The organism is Shewanella violacea DSS12 (genome assembly GCF_000091325.1).
Classification (GTDB): Bacteria; Pseudomonadota; Gammaproteobacteria; order Enterobacterales; family Shewanellaceae; genus Shewanella; species Shewanella violacea.
Genome location: NC_014012.1, coordinates 4,516,168 through 4,536,632, shown reverse-complemented (window position 1 = coordinate 4,536,632; position 20,465 = coordinate 4,516,168). Strand labels below are relative to the sequence as shown.

Below are 20,465 nucleotides of genomic sequence, written 5' to 3'. Positions count from 1 at the left end.
CTGAAGATTTTAGTGTTTTAGTTATTATTTATCCCAGTCACAATAACGTAAAACATCTTGGGCTTAAATGAAGATAGTCAAAAAGTGTTAATGTTTTTATTCAACTTGGTGGCTCTTGTTGCTGTCTTCATCTGTTTTGGGATCTTCCTTTAACAAGTCTTGAAGGTAGTTGAGCTCCTCAGAGTTGAGTAGCTGAGTGCTGGCCTTGTTTCTAGAAGCGCCTGAAGGTGTCGTTATAGTGAGTCGGCCTCTTAGATAGGCTGCTCTAGTGATCTGTTGTAGTCCATAGATAGCCAGTACATATATGGTCAGCAATAGCGTTAATTGAGTAAACGCTTGGGTTAACTGTGAGATCTGATCTCCCAGATAGAAGGGCAATATAACCAAGACAGTACGTATCAGCCAATTTACCATCATGGCGAAGGTGAGCACCAGTAACCAACGAAACTTGATGTCCCGTAAACTCTCTTGATGTGCTTTATAACTTCTTCCGCGATATTTTTGGAGCATGCGGATGATCAGAATGAAATAGATGCAGGTCTGCATACTGAGCAAGCCAGGTAATAAGGCACCTAACTTATTAATCAAGCTCATGTTGGACTCATAGCTCAGCTCAATGATGCTGAGATCTGGAGTGACATTCTTGCTCAATAGTGAGGCTGTGATGACTACAATGGCAACGATAAGTGCCAGGTAGAAATGCCTGGAGAAGCTAATAGAGCGTCGAATATTATGCAGGCTTCTGTAACAGTAGAGGTATAGCAGTGGCATCAGGAGGAAGTATACCGGGATGATGAGCATGAAAAGCAAATGGATCGGTGCCGGGGCGTTATCTTTATTGAGCATTCCGGTGAAGAAATACAGTGCGATTAAGCTGAATATACTGCCGAGTAGCTTATGGTTACCATTACCCTCTCGATATAAATAGCGAATGTAGAGGCCCAGGCCGAAACAATGGAGACCGCCCAGCAGGGATAACCACCAATAACTCTGTAAGAAAAAGCTGCTAAATTCATTCATAACAATTAATTGTCATCTCTATAGAAGGAAAGGGCGATAGGATAAATAATCATCAAGCTATAGAGTTTGAAACTATAGATGCTACAAGAACATCAGTATATAGAAGCTTTGATAAATGATGCATAACATTGGCAAATAATGTCAATTAAGTAAATTTATCAATTGTGGCTTATTGTTAACTGCTAGTTGATGATTCGATGGCGATATCATCAAGCCAAGAATTGAATATTAATCCTGCAAGGGACAGCAGGTCCGAGTCTGGCGAAGCGGGTATATGACAGAGTTGAGCTATTGGTTTTCTCCCAGCTTTCTTAGGTGGCGGTTCGATTGGTTGGCCGGAGGCTTATTCGGAACCAGATCTCTAGCGGATAATAAATGCCGTATTGCCATAATCGGATGGGGAAATAGCATCTTTGGACCCGCGAATACCATTATCTCCCGTGCCTTATCTTTCATCTGGGGCTTGTAGCAATGAACCGGACACTTTTTACAGCTTGGTTTATCTTGTCCGTATGGACAACGGTCAAGCTTGGTGTGGGCATAGGCGAGAAATTCTAGGCACTCAGGGCAGGCTGACATGGGCTTAGCATCATGTTTATGGGCCTTACAATATATTTCGACCATGGCTGCTATGGTCTGATATTCGCGAAGTAACTTTCCTCTAAGTAGCTCTGAATTTTCCATACCCAATCTCCCAAGGCTATCGATTATTAAATAGCAGTACCTTAGTGCTCTACTTGGTTATTATATCGCTTCAATAGAGTGCGACTCAAAATGGGTCGTCTAAACTATGAAGAGGCGCACAAAAAAGTGTGATACAGGCTTGGAATTTTAATTATTTTTCATCTTAAGCTAGTGTTAATAAACATAAATTACTGCGAGAATAGTGGCTCTGGACTGTAAATTAAGTAAATTATCAAAAATAGAGATATAAGACTTAATTTATAGCGAGAGAATTAACAATATCGGTTACTATCTGTACACGGATAGGAAACATGCAACCTGATACAAGGTTGAGGTCAATCACTGGTGGACGACAATGAAATATATAGCCATTATTTTGCTAGTTGCTTTAGGCATTTATCTGTATAAACGCGCTAAAAGACTGGCGGAAGATGAACAAGATCAAAGCAGTATGCCTGCTGAAAAAGAGATCTTCGATGAACCTAAGGCTGATGAGCCTGTTGTCGAAGAACGTGCTGATGAAGTCATTGCTGAACAAGCCATAGAGAGCACCGAGTCTGAAAATATTGCAGCGGCAAAATCAGTCGTTGAAGGGCTAACCTTTGGGGAAAAAGATACTCTCGAAGAGTCTGAGCTTACAACTTCTGAGTCAGAGCTAGCTGAAGCAGCTGAATCTGAGTCTAAAGCTGAGTCAGAGGCTAAAGCTGAGTCAGAGGCTAAAGCTGAATCAGAGGCTAAAGCTGAGTCAGAGGCTAAAGCTGAGTCAGAGGCTAAAGCTGAGTCAGAGTCTAAAGCTGAATCAGAGGCTAAAGCTGAGTCAGAGGTTAAAGCTGAATCAGAGGCTAATACAGAAGCTGATGAAGAGGCTGAAGTCGCTATGATTGCGGTCACAGATGAGTCTTGGGCAAACGAGCAGCTGACTCTGGCGTTATCTGAATACCGTGAGGCATCGGATAATACGATAAAGCATACTGGGTTACAGGCTGTTATTGCCGAGTGTTACAAGCAACGTAAGCAAATTCAGTACTGTGAATACGGCGCGTCATTATCACCATATTATTTGTCACTTTTTGCTGTGTTCGAGTCGCCTGAATTGTACAAGGGGGTAGGTTTTATGCACTTATCTACTCTACTCAATGATTGTGGAGAGTTTGATTGCGCTATAGATGTTTGTCGTAAAGCCATAGAGTATGGCTTGAGCGATGGCACAAAAACTGGCTTCGAAGGGCGTATCACCCGCATCGGCAAGGCAAAGGCTAAATCATTGAAGTAACTCGTTTACCCTAAAGGGGATAACAAGTGTAAAATAGGCGAACTGAGTTTCGCCTTTTTTATTGGTTGTGGTTAACTTTTAAGGGCATTTATGGAGTGTTTATGGGGTTTAGCCGGTTAGTTTTATTGGGGCTCTTATGTTCATCTTTGGCCGCTTGCACGCAAAGCCCAGAGTGGACTTTATTCTATTATGCCGACACTAGAGAGATCCCTCAGGGAGCAGTGCAAAGTGAGCACATCTCAGGTTATTATGCCGAAGTCGATCAGTGCCTGATGAAGGGAGCTGGCATGGTTAGGGTTAGTGATTCGGGTGAAGGGCGCTATCAATGTGGTTTTCAGTGTGTCACGACTCAAGGTAAGGCATTAAGTTGCAAGGAATTTGTAGATAAACTGGCATTCTGATGCCGTTAATCTACGCCGGAATCGAGAAGTGTTAACTGGTTTTTATTTTGAGGTCGCAGTCTTACATGCTGCCCAATCCCCTAAGCCTATTTACCCAGTTGCTCTTTATCCGTTTTTACAGAGACAATATTAATGAAGTTAGAATCATTACAACTAGATCCAGTAGCGAAAAGTTTGTCTATACAAGCAAAAATCGATTTTGATCAGTTTGATCTTTTTGCTGAGCCGCTAGCGGCGGCCATGGATGCTAGGGTCATAGAGCGTCATGATGGAGCCGATAGGCATCAATGGTTGCTCACATTTGAAGGAACCCTGATACAGCTCAATTATGAGTTTTATGCTGAAATCTGCTGGCTCAGTGTCGAGGCTGAAGATGAAGTAGAGGTGCTAGAGTATTTAGCGAGCTTGTTGAGGAGATTATTATGAGCCAAGCACAAACAGGATCTGGTTTTCATTATCAGGCGTTAACCCCAGACCTAATCTTAGATGCAATCGAAAGCCTAGATATATTTCCTGAGACAGGATTATTAGCACTCAATAGTTATGAGAATCGTGTTTATCAATTTCGTTGTGATAACGGTGTGCGTTATGTAGTGAAGTTTTATCGCCCGGAGCGATGGAGTAATGCTCAGATCCAGGAAGAGCATGACTTTTCTCAGTCGTTATTTGATGAAGAGATACCGATTGCGACGCCGCTGATCATCAATGAACGCTCATTGCATGAGTATAAAGGTTTCAGGTTTGCCCTGTTTCCCTCTATAGGCGGTCGTGCGTTTGAGGTGGATAACTTAGAGCAGTTAGAGGCTACTGGACGTTTCATTGGTCGTATCCATCAATATTCCAAGCAGGGGAAGTTTGCCCATAGGGATCTCATCAACCCTCAAGTCTTAGGGGATGAGTCTCTGCTTTGGTTGAAGGAGTCGGGCCACGTACCATCATCCTTAGTATTGCCCTATTTCACGATTGTCGAACAGGTGTTGGAGAAGTCAAAAGAGATATGGAATCAGCAGAGTCCTAAGCATATACGTTTACATGGGGATCTTCATCCGGGTAATATCTTGTGGACTCCCGATGGCCCTGGATTTGTCGATCTCGACGATGCCCGCACAGGCCCGGCAATTCAAGACTTGTGGATGATGATCACAGGTGACAGTTCACAGAAGCAACTTCAGTTAGAGATCTTGCTGGAAGCTTACGAAGAGTTTTGTGAGTTTGATGCTAAAGAGCTAAGGCTGATAGAGCCATTAAGAGCTATGCGCATGTTGCACTATAATGCTTGGCTCAGTCGTCGCTGGGAAGATCCGGCGTTTCCGATGAACTTCCCCTGGTATGCAGAGGAGAGATATTGGGAACAGCAGATCCTCTCGTTTAAGGAGCAATTGGCAATCCTGAACGAGCCTGCATTGAGCTTGATTCCAGGCTATTGAGTCTAGTAACTGGCTTGAGCTCTCACTTTGTAACAGAAAAATGAACTAATGCTCTTGAGATACACTCGAAAGAGCATTATGTTATTCTCCAAATTATTAAGATCATGCTGCGCAACGCGCAAAAAGGAATCATCATGAAAAAAGCATTATTGATTGCCCTAGCTCTATTAATGGCGCCTATGGCTGCCATGGCTGTAGATTATAAAGAGGGCGTTCACTACACAGTGATCAATCAGGGGCCTGCGACAGCTAAACCTGAAATTGCCGAGTTTTTCTCATTCTATTGTGGCCATTGCTACAATTTTGCTAAGACTGAAGTACCTAAAATTAAGGCTAACCTTCCTGAAGGTGTGGTATTTAAGCAGAACCATGTGGACTTTATCGGCAGAGAGATGGGTGTCGAGATGTCTCGTGCTTTCGCCGTTGCTCATCAGCTTAAAGTGGAAGATAAGATAGAGAAGGCAATTTTCGCAGCGATTCATGAGAAGAAGCAACATTTCACCAGCCGTGATGATGTGCGTAAGCTATTTATTGAAAATGGCGTGGAAGGCAAGACATTCGACGCGGCAGCAGATTCATTTATGGTCAGCGCACAGATGTCACAGATGAAGCATGCTACTACCAATGCCAAAATCTCAGGCGTACCAGCTTTAGTGGTGAATGGTAAGTATCGTGTTGAGACTGGCGCTATCAAGTCTTATGACGAGCTTCTCGACATCGCATACTACCTGACTTCAATGAAATAAGCTTATTTCAGCAGTCATACGTTTTATCGAAAAGGAGCCTATGGCTCCTTTTTTTGTGTCTGGCTTCTTTTAATAAGGAGCTATGCCGATTGATGCTTTAGCTTGAATACTTGCAGCCTTCTTAGCTCTTTCTTGGACCTTACAGCTTAAAACTCGCAACTTTCTCTGCCTGAATTCAGTCTTACTGCTAAAATATGGATCCCGGTCATAAGCATGCCTGAATGACATATGCTTATATGAAAAGTTTAGTTATAGGCTGCTATAGACAAGAGTTAGCTTAAATTTAGGCAAAAAAAAACCGCATTTCTTGGTCGCAAGAAATACGGCTATCGAGCCATAGGGCTCAGTTTTACCCTGAGTAACCAAGCTAATCTAGCAGGGTGTCAATTTATTGGCAAGCGACATTTTAAAATTAATTGTTAGCTATAGGTCTGATAGACAAGAACAAGTTTTATCGCTAAAGATACTGTTTCAAATAGTTACAAAAAAAAACATTTATTAATGCAACTCTCATGGTAAAACATCTGTCCAACTCAGAGTCGAATCTAAATAAATACTACTGCGGTCAGTAAACACTTATAACAAGGAGGCTATGTGAGAGTTTTTCCTATCTATGCACCAAAGATTATCGTGAAACATGCGCGTATTTTTTTATCTGGAGTGATCTGGGTAAAGGACTTAGGTCGTTTAGAATTTGAGAAAGGGAGATTTTTATTGCCAAGGAAGAGCTTACCGCAAGTAAAACAAGCCATCATAGAGTTGAATGAATTAATCGAAGCTCAAACTAGCGAAGCGAAGATGGCTTAAATCTTCGCTTATGCTATATAAACAGTACAGAGAGTTTGATTCTCTGTGCTAGCTCACTTCTTCATTGAGCAAGCCAACGAGTCCGGTGACTTTTTCAGTCCAAGCATTAAGATCTTGGCTCAGCTGTTGGTTTCTGTCAGCTAGACTAATGCCTTTCTGCTTCTCGTCTTCAAGCTCCATTCTTAATAGCTCGATAGTTTCAAGTGCTGCTTGGATTTTTGTCTCCAGCTTGGACAGTAGTTCAAGGCTCATAGAGAGTCCTAATAGTTTCTAGATGGTGTGATTATTCTATCAGTGCAAGGACTGTAGTGAATAGTTAATTATGCTGATTGATGAAAAAAGTCGCTGAAAATAGACAGAAAAAGGCTTTTATTTGCACTTGTTACCATAGGGTTGGTGAAATGGTCGTTTTTTAACGAGATAAGCTAGCTTGTTGTTGACTGCTTGCCACTCTAGCTGGATTTTCATTGGCTATTCATTTGCTTGATTCTTACCTAAAATTAGCGGTTTGATAAGCGGATTATCGGTCTAGATTATTATTCTGCTTAAGCTGGTCGATTTAGCTATTGGCGTGCAAGTGATGCTAATGAGTCTAATGAAGATAGTTTCCAGCCCCTTAATGCTTAGCCTGAATATCAGCTATTGAGCTTATCTTAGGGTGTTTCTATATTGAGCCCAGTTCCTGTCACCGTTTCTGACTCTGTTAACTCAAGGTTCAGGAATCAGAATTTATACTTTCCCGTGCTAGATAATCATGAATGCCACAATCTAATGATAAGTACTCCTAGTCTTCTTATGTGGGAAATACAGACGAAAAAAAAGCCCACATGGGGCTTTTTTTCTTAAAATACTTGCTTAGAAGCGATAATCGACAGCTAGATAAACTTGCTGAGAATTATCCAGTGAATCGGTAAATGTTGTAGTGTACTTCTCATCGGAGAACTTACTGGTAAAATCAGTATTCTGTGTCAGGTAACGATAACCAAGCTCTGTGCTCAACTTGTCACTGATCTTGTACATAAAACCTGTTTGACCACCCCAGATGAAGCTATTCTTAGAGCTTAAGTCTTGAGTATCAGGACTTACGTGATTAACACCAGCCGTGGCACCTATAAACCAGTTAAGCTTGTTATTCACGCCTAAGCCGATTAGATAGTCATAAGATAGCAGCAGGCTCTGCTGTTTAGTGAAGTCGTCAGAGTTATATGAGTAAGTGCTGTAGATACGATTATTATCGTTGAGGTAAGCACCACCACGAACTTCGTAAAACTCATTGTTCTCTTTTTCGCTTGTATTTGTAGTGATAGGCGCAACTTTCAAAGTATCACTCGATTTTGTTGACGATGATTTATAGTTGTTCTGCTGTGCACCTACGCCACCACCGATAAACCAGTCTGCTGCCATAGTAGGTGCTGACATTGCTGTGACGATTACTGCTGTTAGTACTAAAAGTTTGGTTTTCATTATGCTCACTCTCTGATTATTTGTGACTCAAATTTAAGTAACTTACATTCAGTGACTTAGATTTAAGCGACTTAAATTTCAGTCACTTGGTTTTCGTTGAGGGCATACTAGTTGGATCTGCCTGAACGATAACTGAATGGAATAACCGAATTAAAATTCAGAGTGAAATATAGTAATGAAAAACCTTTGCAGCTAATATCTATGTGACTGATTTATAGTGTGTTTAGTTACTAGCTATGAGGTGGTGTTTTTAACTGTGCTCTATTTGTTTATCTATCTATTTATCTATTAAAGACTTGAGTCTAACTGCTATATCTCAATGAAAATGCTTAAGTGGCTGCTGATATTTTCATTATTAATCTTCTGATGAGATTTAATGAATTTGGCGGTTTTATTTCTAAATAGAGATAGAATTTGAAATCAAGAAAGATATTGATATATTAAGGCGCTGATATTTAGCTTAATTGGGGCTTATTATGAAGCTGGTCTTTGTACACGGTTGGAGCGTTACCAATACAGATACCTATGGTGACTTGCCCCAAGCCTTAATTAACTTGGCAGCACCTGAACTCGAGTTGGATATTCAGCATCTCTATCTTGGCCGCTATATCAGCTTCAACGATCAAGTCACATTGGAAGATATTGCTATAGCGTTCGAAGCTGCGCGCAAGCGAGAGCTGGGTGATGACTATTTTTCTGTGATCACTCACTCTACGGGTGGACCTGTGATCCGTGCTTGGCTGGATAGATATTATGGCCAGACTCAATTGGAAACTGCCCCGCTAAAGCATCTAATCATGCTGGCACCTGCCAATCATGGCTCGGCTTTAGCTCAGATAGGTAAGTCTAGGGTTGGCCGCCTCAAAGCCTGGTTCGATGGCGTAGAGCCGGGTCAGCGGGTGCTCGACTGGCTTGAGCTTGGCAGTGATGGTCAACATAGATTGAACCTCAATTGGCTAAAGTACAGTGTTAGTGACCTAGGCATTTTCCCTTTTGTGCTCACTGGCGAGACCATAGATCCCAGTTTGTATGATTATATGAATAGCTATACCGCCGAGCCAGGCTCCGACGGCGTAGTGAGAAGCGCCGCCGCAAATATGAACTTCACTCATATACGCTTGATTCAGGACCCCTTGCTCACTTGCATGGGATTCGAAGGTGATTGTGTGAGCCGATTGACTCTGGATGACTATCAAGTTCCGCTTCAGGAGTGTGCATTCGAGATAATTCCCAAAGCCAGTCATAGTCAGGACACTATGGGCATCATGGCATCAGTGACGCGAAAAAATGCCAGTAAGAAGAGAGTGGTATCTTCGATACTGGACTGTTTATCTGTTGGAAATAACAGCCAATACGCGGACGCTTCTAAGGCGATGAAACTGCGTACTGATAAGGTAAAGAAAAAGCGACGTCATAGCATGTTAGTGGTGCGGGTCTCGGATGATCTTGGCCATAAGGTGACGGATTTCGATCTATACCTGCTCAGTGGCCCAGATTTTCATCCTGGCAAGTTACCTAAGGGTTTTATGCTGGATAAGCAAAAAAATAGTCATAACGGCAATTGCGTGACACTTTATCTGGATACCAAAAAATTACACTCGGTGGCTGAGGGTAAGGTAGGTGTTAAAATTGTTCCCAGGCCAGATACAGGATTTAGTTATTATCGAACTGCCGAATATCATAGTGAAGCTAATCAAGTGAGTCGGTTAATTAAAGCTGATCAGACCACACTGCTAGATATAGTGTTGAAGCGCCATATCCATCAGGAGACCTTTACCTTAGCTAATACAGATGAAACTGCTAGTTTTGAATCTCTTCAAGGGATGCAGAAAGATTAAGCTATGGGCTAAGGTGTTATTAGCGGTGGCAGACTTAGGTTCGAGTGTTATTTGTTCTCTAATTGAGGCTGATTTTTTTTACATATTTCAAACACTGTGATGTTAATCACAGTCCCCATTCTGCTTGACTTTAGTGCCTCTCCTCCATAGTCTGCTTATTCAGTAATCAAGGTGGTATGCAATGCAAATAAACTATAATTTAAAACCTGCGTCTGAGCGCCGCACTGAACAGTTCGAGCCTAAAGAAAATGTGGGCTTCGGTAATCTCAGAACCGATCATATGTTTCTAATGGATTATCGTAATGGGGAGTGGCATGATCCAAGAGTCGTACCTTACGGACCTTTTCAAATTGCCCCCGGCGCCATAGCCCTACACTACGGCCAATCTGTGTTCGAAGGTGCTAAGGCATTCAGACACGATGACGAGGAAATTTATACCTTTCGTTTAAATAAGAATGCCGAGCGTCTCAATCGTTCAGCGGACATCCTCTGTATCCCAGCGATAGATGAAGAGCTACAGTTAGCCGGCATCAATGCGCTTATCGATGTCGATAGACTCTGGTTTCCGATGCAGGAAGATGCCTGTCTCTATATTCGTCCGTTTATCTTCGCCACCGAAGACAGATTGTCGGTGAGCCCGAGTGAAGAGTACACCTTCTGTGTCATTCTGAGTCCGAGTGGTCCCTATTATTCAGACGGGTTCGATAAGGCTATTCGTTTACTGATCAGTGAGCGTTTTCATCGTGCAGTTTCCGGTGGTACAGGTGCATCTAAGGCTGCGGGTAACTACGCCGCCTCATTGAAAGCGGGTAAGGCTGCAGCCGAATACGGCGCCGCTCAAGTCTTGTATCTAGATGCCAGCAACAAGCAGATCGAAGAAGTTGGCGCTATGAATCACTTCCACGTGCTTAAAGATGGCACTGTGATTATTCCTACGTTTACCGATACTATCCTCAAGTCGATCACCTCAGTGTCGATTCTGGAGCTAGGCGAGCTATTGGGTTGTGAAGTGCGTCAGGAGACTGTGATGTTAGATAAGTTCATCGCAGATATCGAATCTGGTGAGATTATCGAGGCGGGAGGCTTCGGCACCGCGGCCGTGGTGTCACCTGTTGGTTCATATATCTTCGAAGATAATCGTGTTGTCACTGTGGGTGATGGCCATGTGGGCAAGAATACCCGTCGTATTTACCAGGTATTAACCGATATCCAGAAGGGTAAGATTGAAGGGCCTAATGGCTGGATGCAGCTGGTTAATCGCCAAATCTAATCCCAGTTAAAGCTGATAAATCGAAATATTAAAAAAGGCGCCTAAAGCGCCTTTTTTGTGTCCGGGTTTATACCGATTGGTATTATACCCTTAGGTGTAGCGGTCTAATTATTGGTTCTGTATGATTTCTACGGTGACAGAGACAGCTTGATTGGTGTGATTGTTCTTGGTGGGAATAAAGCTCTGACGGGAAAAAACGTCGAGCTTATGTTCGTCAATTTTAAAGCTGCCAGATTGCTGAGTTAGATCTATCAGCTGTATTTTCCCCTGAGAATTAATCACAAGGTTAGCGGTAAAGTCGCTAGTTACTGTTTGCTCTGGGAACAGTATTGACCAGTCCAGAGCGCCGCCTTTTACAATCCAATATTGACTGAGCTCAGTGACACTGACATGCAGTACTTGAGATGAGTTGGATATGGGTGCCGATAAGCTGCTACATCCTGTGAGCAGTATAGCAATACAGACTAAGATGCTTCTAAGCCTGAGCGAAAAATTCTTCCCTGATAAATTTGCAATATTCATCAATACATTTCTTATATTTATCTTGCTGAGAAATTCAGCAAACGCGAATATAAGGTAATAACTTTTGAGTCACAAATCCAGTTGGATTATTCGGCAGGCATATTTAAACTTGACTGTTTTATAGAGTTTATACTACTGACAGAAGCAAATTAACTCGTTATTGCTGGCTTTGGCGGACGTACTCAAGGTGAAAAATGTGAGGGTAAACAGGCGACCAGTTTTATGTAAGTAATATTGTTCTGCTGGTATTTTGAGCTAAATGTTCGAAGGTGGGGAAATCATACCTAAGTAACATGGAAGCGGTAAGGTCCACTTCCATATAACATCAGCGTAGGTTATCTCTTACTCGAGTCAGTCTTAACTGCACCATGCTTAATCATCAACTGATGGATCTGCTCATCTTTCTCTTCCCTGGCCTGATTTAACCAAGGCAGGAAATCGACACGGTATTTAGGCTCAGAAAAGTAGCCTAGGTTATCGACTTCAGGAACTGGGTTTATCCTTTGCTTGAGTCAGTCTTAACTGCACCATGCTTAATCATCAACTGGTGGATCTGCTCATCTTTCTCTTCCCAGGCTTGATTTAACCAACGCTGGAAATCGACACGGTATTTAGGCTCAGAAAAGTAGCGCAGGTTATCGACTTCAAGAACCGGAAGAACTTCAATTCTCATGACTATCTTCTTGATCTTACCGTGCATGACTTCCGCAGACTGAGGCTCGTCTTTCGCCTCAGGATAGACCTAGTTGTATTTAAGCTAGCTAACTTGAGCTGAGGAGGTTATTTGTTCTTATATGAGGGGCTGGTTTTGTCCTTTGCTCGAGTCAGTCTTAACTGCACCATGCTTAATCATCAACTGGTGGATCTGCTCATCTTTCTCTTCCCAGGCTTGATTTAACCAACGCTGGAAATCGACACGGTATTTAGGCTCAGAAAAGTAGCGCAGGTTATCGACTTCAAGAACCGGAAGAACTTCAATTCTCATGACTATCTTCTTGATCTTACCGTGCATGACTTCCGCAGACTGAGGCTCGTCTTTCGCCTCAGGATAGACCTAGTTGTATTTAAGCTAGCTAACTTGAGCTGAGGAGGTTATTTGTTCTTATATGAGGGGCTGGTTTTGTCCTTTGCTCGAGTCAGTCTTAACTGCACCATGCTTAATCATCAACTGATGGATCTGCTCATCTTTCTCTTCCCAGGCTTGATTTAACCAACGCTGGAAATCGACACGGTATTTAGGCTCAGAAAAGTAGCGCAGGTTATCGACTTCAGGAACCGGAAGAACTTCAATTCTCATGACTATCTTCTTGATCTTACCGTGCATGACTTCCGACAGGGGGTCGTCTTTCGCCTCAGGATAGACCAAGGTGATGTTTAGTAGGTTGGTAAACTGTTCACCCATGGCCGATAACGTGAAGGCTATACCGCCAGCCTTAGGGCGTAACAGGTATCGGTAGGGAGAGTCTTGACGTCTATGCTTCTCTTTTGTAAAGCGACTGCCTTCCACATAGTTGATGATAGAGGTGGGCATGGTCTTAAACTTCTCACAGGCGCGTTTAGTAGAGATAAGATCTTTGCCTTTAAGCTTAGGGTTTTTCTTCAATTTGGCCGGACTGGTGCGGCTCATAAATGGCATGTCTAAGGCCCAGCAGCCCAGACCTATAAACGGAATGTACATCAATTCACGCTTGAGGAAAAACTTAAGCATAGGGATATTATTGCGCAATACATAGGTTTGTACCGCAATATCTAAACCGCTCAAGTGGTTACTGATGAGTAGATACCAGGCGTTTTCATCCAGGTTCTCCAGACCTTCTATGTCCCACTCTATATCGGCAAGCAGGTGGAGTATGCCGCCGTTGCCAGTAGCCCAAGCCCACATAAAGCGATTCATCAGCTTAGTGAGCAGGTCGCGTCCCGCAGTAAAAGGAACGAGTAACTTAATGATTCCACCAAGACTGATCAACCCAGCCCAGATGGTGGTATTGATGATCAATAGCAGTGAGCTAATAAAATAGAGCACTGAACCTGGTAAGAAATTTAACATTTTGAAGTTATCCCTTTGGATTTGCAGGTTTTTTCTGGGCTAATAGGTCAAGGGTTTTATCTTTATCTAGCCAAAGTTGATTAAGCTGCTCCTGAAAAGCAATTTTAAATTTACGATCTTTCATATAGTCACCACGCATCGCCGTTGGGATCTCCGACACGCTGATATGTACATGAACTTCTTTTACTTGGCCACTGATGTATTCCCAAAAAGTTGGCACTTTCTCAGGATAATAGATAGAGACGTCGACCAACTTGTGAATATGCTCACCCATAGCCGAGAGCGCGAATGCCAGGCCGCCCGCCTTAGGCTTAAGCAGGTGTTTAAACTGTGAATTTTGTTTCCTATGTTTGTCGGCTTTAAAGCGTGTACCTTCGACAAAATTCATCACACTAACAGGCTTAGACTTAAACTTAGCACAGGCCTTACGGGTAATTTCGATATCTTTTCCCCTAAGCTTAGGGTTCTTTCTCAGTTGTGCCGTGCTGTAGCGGCGCATGAAAGGAAAATCTAATGCCCACCAGGCTAATCCCAAGAATGGCACAAAGATCAGCTCCTTCTTGAGGAAGAACTTTAAGAAGGGGATTTTATGGTTCAGTACTCGCTGTAAAATTAAAATATCGACCCAAGATTGGTGATTGGCGATGACCATGTACCACTCTTTCGGTGAAAGTTCTGCATTGCTATGGATGTGCACATTTACTGGATGGATAATACGTTCTATCACGCCGTTGATGGTGATCCAGGCAGTGGCGCAGCTGTCTAGCAAGCTAGAGCAGGTGTCGCTGATCACAGGGATCGGTATGAGTTTAATCGGGCTAAATATGATGATAGGAAGTACCCAGAAAATGGTATTCGCTAGAGTGCACACGAATGCCAGACAGCCTCTGATTAATGACAAAACTCTACCCACTTGGTATTCACTGACAAAATTGGTGGCCTATATTATACCAATTGCATTAATTATGTAATAAATCCAGAGGAACTGACTCAGTGTCGCTGACGTTTAAAGCCCTTTATGCTGGGGTTGATGCTGTCGATATAGGGCTAAATAGAGGCTAGATTCAGCAAGTATGAGCCCATATAAGGTGATAGGTGAAGCTTGAATAATGCAGGAGTTATTATCCTGATCAAGGTTGGAGCTAGTCACTTATGACGATCAATGAAGTTAAGCTGGCAGTATAAGATTAATATTGGGCCTTTAAGCTATGCAGTAGTCGGTCCATGGCTCTGTATCCCAAGGCTTGGGCTATGTGTCTACGCTCTACAGTCACACTCTGGTGTAAGTCGGCAATGGTGCGGGCGACTCTTTGTAAGCGATGATAGCTTCTTACCGACAAGCCAAGCTTGTTGATGCTCATCTCCAGAAAAAGTAGATCGGCTTGTTTAAAATGACCTAGCTGTTTAAGTTGCTTGCCGGTTAAGTCGCTATTGAGTACGCCTGCTCGGGCCAGTTGTGACTCTCTGGCCATTTTAACGCGTTGAGCAATGGAAGCGCTGGTTTCTGCCGATGGCTCTGGTTTGGTTAAGGCTCCGGCGGGGAGGCGAGGGACCTCTATGGTGAGATCGAACCTATCCAAGAAGGGACCGGATAAGCGAGACAGGTATCTTTGTATCTGATCTGGCGTAGCTCTGGCGTTATCGATATCGCCACATGGGCTAGGATTCATCGCCGCTATCAGCTGAAAGCGACTTAAAAATTTAAGCTTAGCCGCGGCGCGGGAGATAACCACCTCGCCACTTTCCATGGGTTCACGCAGGCAGTCGAGGACTTTTCGAGGAAATTCGGCCACTTCGTCAAGAAAGAGCACGCCCCTGTGAGCCAGAGATATCTCACCTGGTTTAGGATAAGTGCCGCCGCCAACCAAAGAGACCGCCGAGCTAGTGTGATGGGGATTGCGAAAGGGACGCTTGTAAAAAGATTTTGGGTCGATAGATTGACCCGCTACCGAGTGTAAGGTGGCGACTTCCAGAGCCTCATCGTAGTTGAGTGGTGGCAACAGCTGCATTAAACGATTGGCAAGCATGCTCTTGCCTGTGCCTGGTGGCCCTAGTAAGAGCAAGTTATGGTTACCGGCTGCAGCAATTTCTAAGCCGAGCTTGGCCTGGTATTGACCTATTACATCGCTAAAGCAGAGATGAGTGTCGATATCTGGTGCTTGTATCCATTCCAGTCCCGGCTCTATACCCGGCAATCTCGTCTGTCCGTGGAGGTATTCGCTTAAACCTTGCAGGTGGGTGGCAAAATAAACCTTATTGAAACCCACTAGTTCGGCATCTGCTCGGTTATCCAAGGGGATCACCAGATGGGTATCTTGTTTTTGCGCCTCAACGATAACAGGCAGCAATCCCGGGCAATGCCTTATGTGACCAGAGAGGGCCAGCTCTCCAATAAACTCATGATCTTTAACTGCCTGCTTGGGGATTTGTTTCGATGCAGCCAGAATGCCGATGGCAATGGGCAGATCGTAACGCCCGCCTTGTTTGGGGAGATCTGCCGGTGCCAGATTGACTGTGATGCGGCGCATGGGGAACTCGAATCCTGCGTTAATAATTGCGCTGCGAACTCGCTCTTTGGCTTCCTTGACCGAAGTTTCTGGCAAGCCTACGAGGTTGAATGCGGGTAAACCATTACTGAGATGAACTTCGACGGTAACGGCTGGGGCATCGACTCCCTTGTTGGCTCTGGTAGCGACACAGGCGATGGCCATAAACAAATCCTTTTGTTTAGCTAAGCTGCTTATTCAAGTCACTGCTTGAGTGATCTATTCTGAACGATTTAGTTTAAGTGTTTAATCAGTATATTAGGTGCTGTAATGAGTGTAGCAGGTAAACTCATGGAGCAGATTATTGCCCTTCATAATGGAATGTGAGTTTCGCTAGTCATCTATCGTTCTAATATTAAGGGATTCAGTAATTAAAAGATTAGCTAGGGTTAGCCGTTATTCAAGTGCGCTGTAAGCAATTTAATTCGGGACTAGACGACTGGTCTAATTTGCCGTAGACTCGCTGCCTATGAAAACAGAATCACCGACACAATCCACTCGCCAGCATATTCTCGATATCGGCTACAAGCTGATCGTCGCCAAGGGCTTTTCCTGTATGGGATTGTCGCAACTGCTGCAAGCGGCAGAGGTGCCAAAGGGCTCCTTCTACCACTATTTCAAATCGAAAGAGCAATTCGGTGAAGCGCTTATCCAAGCCTACTTCGAAGGTTATAAAGCTGAGCTCGATAGCCTGTTTAGTAATACTAGCCTGAGCGGTTACGCACGTATGATGACTTACTGGCAGAGATGGCAGTCTGTACAGACCCAAGGCTGTGTCGAGCAGAAGTGCCTGGTGGTTAAACTCAGCGCTGAAGTCGCCGACTTGTCTGAGGCCATGCGCCTGGCATTACTCAAAGGCTCTGGCGGAGTAATTCAGCGCCTGACGACTTGTATTGCCGCTGGGGTTAAAGATGGTTCCATCGCCAAGCAAGATCCACAATCTACAGCAGAAATGTTGTATCACATGTGGTTAGGGGCCAGCTTAATGAACAAGTTGGGTCATAGTTCGGATGCTCTCGACAGAGCCATACAAACAACTGAATCTGTCCTAGGGCCAAAGCCGACAGCCTAGTTCATAACACGAATAATGTTAATACTACTCGATTTAATACTCCCGCCTATCTGTTTAAGGTACGCGGGGATTTTTTTCAATAAACTCTAGACGACTGGTCTATTCGTCTGTTCTTATTAGACAATAGAAGAGTTAAAACAAGATGATTAATGTGAGGCAATGCCATGTTAAATTTTGATTACTACAACCCAACCCGCATCAGTTTTGGCGAGGGAAAAATTAGTGAGCTGGATAAGTTAGTCCCACAGGGTGCCAAGGTCTTGGTGCTATTTGGCGGAAACAGTGCCAGAAAAACCGGCACCTTAGACGAAGTTAAGCAGGCCTTGGGTCAACGTGAACTGGTTGAGTTTGCTGGGATTGAGCCTAACCCAACTTATGAGACCTTGATGCGGGCGGTCGAAGTGGTCAAAGCAGAGAAAATAGACTTCTTACTGGCTGTGGGCGGCGGCTCTGTGATTGACGGTACTAAGTTTGTCGCTGCAGCGGCTGTTTTTGACGGCGAGCCCTGGGATATCTTGCTTAAGTGGGGGGCGAATGTCACTCAGGCTATGCCTTTTGGCACTGTGTTAACTCTGCCCGCTACCGGCAGTGAGATGAATAATGCCAGTGTGGTGACCCGTAAGTCACTCAAGGCTAAATTGCCATTCCGTAACGATCTTGTGTATCCGCAGTTTTCGATATTGGATCCTACTAAGACCTATACCTTGCCTGAACGTCAGGTCGCTAACGGAGTCGTCGATGCTTTCGTGCACATCACAGAGCAATATCTGACATATCCGGTGAATGCCGCGGTGCAAGACAGAATAGCCGAAGGTTTACTGCAAACCCTGATAGAGCTAGGTCCTCAGGTTCTCGTAAACCCAGATGACTATGACATACGTGCCAACTTGATGTGGGTCGCCACGACGGCGCTCAATGGTACCATAGGCAGCGGTGTTCCCCAAGATTGGGCGACGCATATGATAGGCCACGAACTTACGGCCCTATATAACATGGATCATGCCCGCACCTTAGCCGTCATTCTGCCTTCATTACTGACGCTGACAAAAGAGGCTAAGCGTGAAAAATTATTGCAGTTTGCTCATCGTGTTTGGCACTTAGAACAAGGTAGCGATGATGAAAAAATTGATCTCGCTATCACTAAGACCCGCGCCTTCTTCGAGGCCATGGGTATCGGGACCCGCCTCTCGGATTACGATTTAGGCAAACAAGATGTCGATGTGGTCGTCGCGCAATTAGAAGCGCACGGCATGGTGGCACTGGGTGAACATGAGAATATCGACCTCGCTATGAGTCGCGATATTTTAACCTTAGCGCTATAACTTATTTGCATGAATTTCAAGCCGTGCAGTGCGGCTTATTAGGCTAACGACTAATACCTTTTGGTATGACATCATTTTTAAATATTAAGGGTTGATAATGAACATTCTTATGGTACTGACTTCTCACGACAAACTCGGCGATACTGGCCTTAAGACAGGCTTCTGGTTAGAAGAGTTTGCCGCGCCTTTCTATGCATTTAAAGATAAGGGATATGCCATAACACTGGCATCTCCTTTAGGTGGCCAGCCGCCACTGGATCCTAAAAGTGATGAAGTCGACTTTCAAACTGCATCGACACATAGATTCGCTAAAGACGCAGAATCTCAGGCGCTACTGGCTAACACACAAGTGTTAAATACTATTAAAGCCGATGACTATGACGCGGTATTTTATCCAGGTGGTCATGGTCCATTATGGGATCTGGCCGAAGATAAAGACTCTATCGCCTTGATTGAAGCCTTCCATCAGTCAGGCAAGACGCTTGGACTAGTGTGTCATTCACCTGCGGCGCTACTGCATACTAAAGGGGTTGATGGCAAGCCATTAGTCGCTGGTAAGCAAGTCACTGGCTTCAGTAATTCAGAAGAAGATGCGGTGCAGCTGACAGATATAGTGCCTTTCTTAGTAGAAGATATGCTGCAACAGCAGGGCGGCACTTATGTGAAAGGCGATGACTGGGCGAGCTTTATTGTCACCGACGGCAACTTAATCACGGGTCAAAACCCAGCATCATCAGATGCGGTAGCCCATGCCATGATGGCGCAACTTAACCGTTAAAGGAGACTGATTATGATCACTTTACACCACCTGAATAAGTCACGTTCTAAACGTATCATCTGGTTACTGGAAGAGCTGGGTCAGGCTTATGAGATCAAGAGTTATCAACGTGACAGCCAGACTTTTCTGGCACCCGCTGAGCTTAAGCAGATCCATGCACTGGGCAAGTCTCCCGTTATCGAGTTAGACGGTCAGGTTATTGCCGAGTCTGGTGCGATCACCGAGTATTTGATCGAGCGTTTCGCGGCCGATAGCTTAGCCCCTGCTCGTGACAGCCAAGAGCATATCCATTACCTACAATGGCTCCACTTCGCCGAAAGTTCGGCAATATTGCCGCTGTTATTGCGCATGTTCGTCGAAAAAGATGGCTGCACCACTAACTTCCTCGAAGGTTATGCCAAGGTGGAAGTGGAGAAGGTACTGAGTTATTTCAATGATATGCTCGAAGATAAAACCTATTTAATCGGTGGCAAGCTCAGCGGTGCGGACATCATGATGTCCTTTATCGTAGAGATAGTGCAAAACAATGGCGAATTTGACCTGTATCCAAATATCGAACGCTATGGAGCGCTATTAAGCCAGAATCCTCATTGGTTAAAGTCGGTTGAGATCGAAGCCGAGCTCGATGCATCTTAGCTTTGATTCCCCCGAAGCTGGCAAAGGGTGTTGGCTAGTTAGATAACCAAGCTGCGCTTGAGCTTTATGGTTAGATTCCATCTAACAACTTGAGATGAGTGATTGCCTCACTCATCTCTTGTAGCCGAGTAAGTCGTGGAATCCCACTCCCATACTCGGTATGCAAGTCCATTTACAAAGCCTGTTCAGCCAATTATGTCCATATAAAAATGCCAGTTCAGCATCCATGCTTCTCGTTCATGAGCTTATGGCGGTGCCATATTCACCTTGCTTCTCGTTCATTGCTTATGGCTACGCCATATTCACCATGCTTCTCGTTCATTGCTTATAGCTACGCCATATTCACCATGCTTCTCGTTCATTGCTTATAGCTACGCCATATTGGGGAATTATTTAACCAGCAGGCTATCAGAGAGATTCTAGTGCATATGAATCGGCAGGTTTCATTGCTAGGAATGCCGTAACGGCTAGCAAAATTTGCATGGAGCAGACGCTAATTCGCTCCGACCCTTTTATTGACCCCTTTATCGGAAAACCTTCCAATTATTATCCAATTTTGACTAATGGCAATTTAAAATTAAATATCATTTAAAACCGCTAATGCATCCTATC

At 44.1% G+C, this 20,465-nt stretch carries 22 protein-coding genes; 12 read left to right on the top strand and 10 right to left on the bottom strand.

The genetic code is table 11. From position 1 onward, the window contains the following. Window positions 1-96: 96 nt before the first annotated feature. Window positions 97-1,020, bottom strand: coding sequence for a hypothetical protein (locus SVI_RS18715; RefSeq protein WP_013053232.1), 924 nt, complete (start codon window positions 1,018-1,020; stop codon window positions 97-99). Between the two features lie 288 nt (window positions 1,021-1,308). Beyond that, window positions 1,309-1,704 (bottom strand): nitrous oxide-stimulated promoter family protein, encoded by a 396-nt coding sequence (locus SVI_RS18710; RefSeq protein WP_013053231.1) that lies wholly within the window; start codon window positions 1,702-1,704, stop codon window positions 1,309-1,311. Window positions 1,705-2,059: 355 nt separating this feature from the next. Between SVI_RS18710 and SVI_RS18705 the strand changes: the two genes are divergently transcribed. The 6 genes from SVI_RS18705 (at window position 2,060) to SVI_RS18680 (ending at window position 6,358) form a co-directional block, all read left to right on the top strand. Next, window positions 2,060-2,977 carry a hypothetical protein gene (locus SVI_RS18705; protein ID WP_013053230.1) on the top strand — a complete coding sequence of 306 codons (918 nt, stop codon included), beginning with the start codon at window positions 2,060-2,062 and terminating at the stop codon, window positions 2,975-2,977. Between the two features lie 101 nt (window positions 2,978-3,078). Next, window positions 3,079-3,378 (top strand): hypothetical protein, encoded by a 300-nt coding sequence (locus SVI_RS18700; RefSeq protein WP_041420097.1) that lies wholly within the window; start codon window positions 3,079-3,081, stop codon window positions 3,376-3,378. Window positions 3,379-3,510: 132 nt separating this feature from the next. After that, entirely contained in the window at window positions 3,511-3,804 is a 294-nt protein-coding gene (locus SVI_RS18695) for a DUF3630 family protein (RefSeq protein ID WP_013053227.1), read from the top strand. Beyond that, window positions 3,801-4,805 carry a serine/threonine protein kinase gene (locus tag SVI_RS18690; protein ID WP_013053226.1) on the top strand — a complete coding sequence of 335 codons (1,005 nt, stop codon included), beginning with the start codon at window positions 3,801-3,803 and terminating at the stop codon, window positions 4,803-4,805. Before SVI_RS18695 ends, SVI_RS18690 begins: the two co-directional genes overlap by 4 nt. A gap of 134 nt (window positions 4,806-4,939) precedes the next feature. Next, window positions 4,940-5,551, top strand: coding sequence for a thiol:disulfide interchange protein DsbA/DsbL (locus SVI_RS18685; RefSeq protein ID WP_041420096.1), 612 nt, complete (start codon window positions 4,940-4,942; stop codon window positions 5,549-5,551). A gap of 594 nt (window positions 5,552-6,145) precedes the next feature. Beyond that, a complete protein-coding gene (locus tag SVI_RS18680) occupies window positions 6,146-6,358 on the top strand; it encodes a DUF1107 domain-containing protein (protein WP_013053222.1) in 213 nt (70 codons plus the stop codon). Between the two features lie 48 nt (window positions 6,359-6,406). On the opposite strand, the gene SVI_RS18675 is transcribed toward SVI_RS18680, so the two are convergent. Both SVI_RS18675 and SVI_RS18670 read right to left on the bottom strand, forming a co-directional pair. After that, the gene (locus SVI_RS18675) at window positions 6,407-6,610 is read right to left on the bottom strand and encodes a cell division protein ZapB (protein WP_013053221.1); all 204 of its coding nucleotides are present in this window, start codon (window positions 6,608-6,610) and stop codon (window positions 6,407-6,409) included. Between the two features lie 603 nt (window positions 6,611-7,213). Further along, entirely contained in the window at window positions 7,214-7,822 is a 609-nt protein-coding gene (locus SVI_RS18670) for an outer membrane beta-barrel protein (RefSeq protein ID WP_013053220.1), read from the bottom strand. 476 nt (window positions 7,823-8,298) lie between these two features. Here SVI_RS18670 and SVI_RS18665 point away from each other — a divergent pair, with 476 nt between their 5' ends. Both SVI_RS18665 and SVI_RS18660 read left to right on the top strand, forming a co-directional pair. Then, window positions 8,299-9,660, top strand: coding sequence for an esterase/lipase family protein (locus SVI_RS18665; protein ID WP_013053219.1), 1,362 nt, complete (start codon window positions 8,299-8,301; stop codon window positions 9,658-9,660). 181 nt (window positions 9,661-9,841) lie between these two features. After that, a complete protein-coding gene (locus SVI_RS18660) occupies window positions 9,842-10,930 on the top strand; it encodes a branched-chain amino acid aminotransferase (RefSeq protein WP_013053218.1) in 1,089 nt (362 codons plus the stop codon). A 108-nt stretch (window positions 10,931-11,038) separates the two neighbouring features. Here the strand turns inward: SVI_RS18660 and SVI_RS18655 are convergent, their stop codons facing one another. The 6 genes from SVI_RS18655 to SVI_RS18635 all read right to left on the bottom strand — a co-directional run bounded on the left by SVI_RS18655 (window position 11,039) and on the right by SVI_RS18635 (window position 16,210). Then, entirely contained in the window at window positions 11,039-11,452 is a 414-nt protein-coding gene (locus tag SVI_RS18655) for a hypothetical protein (protein ID WP_013053217.1), read from the bottom strand. 496 nt (window positions 11,453-11,948) lie between these two features. Next, window positions 11,949-12,125: a hypothetical protein gene (locus tag SVI_RS21625; RefSeq protein WP_231847751.1), complete on the bottom strand. Its 177-nt coding sequence runs from the start codon at window positions 12,123-12,125 to the stop codon at window positions 11,949-11,951. A gap of 117 nt (window positions 12,126-12,242) precedes the next feature. Further along, window positions 12,243-12,437: a hypothetical protein gene (locus tag SVI_RS18650; RefSeq protein ID WP_041420095.1), complete on the bottom strand. Its 195-nt coding sequence runs from the start codon at window positions 12,435-12,437 to the stop codon at window positions 12,243-12,245. A gap of 117 nt (window positions 12,438-12,554) precedes the next feature. Further along, window positions 12,555-13,499, bottom strand: coding sequence for an acyltransferase (locus SVI_RS18645; protein ID WP_013053213.1), 945 nt, complete (start codon window positions 13,497-13,499; stop codon window positions 12,555-12,557). Between the two features lie 7 nt (window positions 13,500-13,506). After that, window positions 13,507-14,412: an acyltransferase gene (locus SVI_RS18640; protein ID WP_013053212.1), complete on the bottom strand. Its 906-nt coding sequence runs from the start codon at window positions 14,410-14,412 to the stop codon at window positions 13,507-13,509. Window positions 14,413-14,686: 274 nt separating this feature from the next. Then, window positions 14,687-16,210, bottom strand: coding sequence for a YifB family Mg chelatase-like AAA ATPase (locus SVI_RS18635; RefSeq protein WP_013053211.1), 1,524 nt, complete (start codon window positions 16,208-16,210; stop codon window positions 14,687-14,689). A 304-nt stretch (window positions 16,211-16,514) separates the two neighbouring features. On the opposite strand from SVI_RS18635, the gene SVI_RS18630 reads away from it, so the two are divergent. The 4 genes from SVI_RS18630 (at window position 16,515) to SVI_RS18615 (ending at window position 19,853) form a co-directional block, all read left to right on the top strand. Then, a complete protein-coding gene (locus SVI_RS18630; RefSeq protein ID WP_013053210.1) occupies window positions 16,515-17,117 on the top strand; it encodes a TetR/AcrR family transcriptional regulator in 603 nt (200 codons plus the stop codon). Window positions 17,118-17,281: 164 nt separating this feature from the next. Continuing rightward, complete coding sequence (locus SVI_RS18625; protein ID WP_013053209.1) at window positions 17,282-18,439, top strand: iron-containing alcohol dehydrogenase; 1,158 nt, start codon at window positions 17,282-17,284, stop codon at window positions 18,437-18,439. 91 nt (window positions 18,440-18,530) lie between these two features. Beyond that, window positions 18,531-19,217: a type 1 glutamine amidotransferase domain-containing protein gene (locus SVI_RS18620; protein WP_013053208.1), complete on the top strand. Its 687-nt coding sequence runs from the start codon at window positions 18,531-18,533 to the stop codon at window positions 19,215-19,217. A gap of 12 nt (window positions 19,218-19,229) precedes the next feature. After that, a complete protein-coding gene (locus SVI_RS18615; protein ID WP_013053207.1) occupies window positions 19,230-19,853 on the top strand; it encodes a glutathione S-transferase family protein in 624 nt (207 codons plus the stop codon). Window positions 19,854-20,465: the final 612 nt, after the last annotated feature.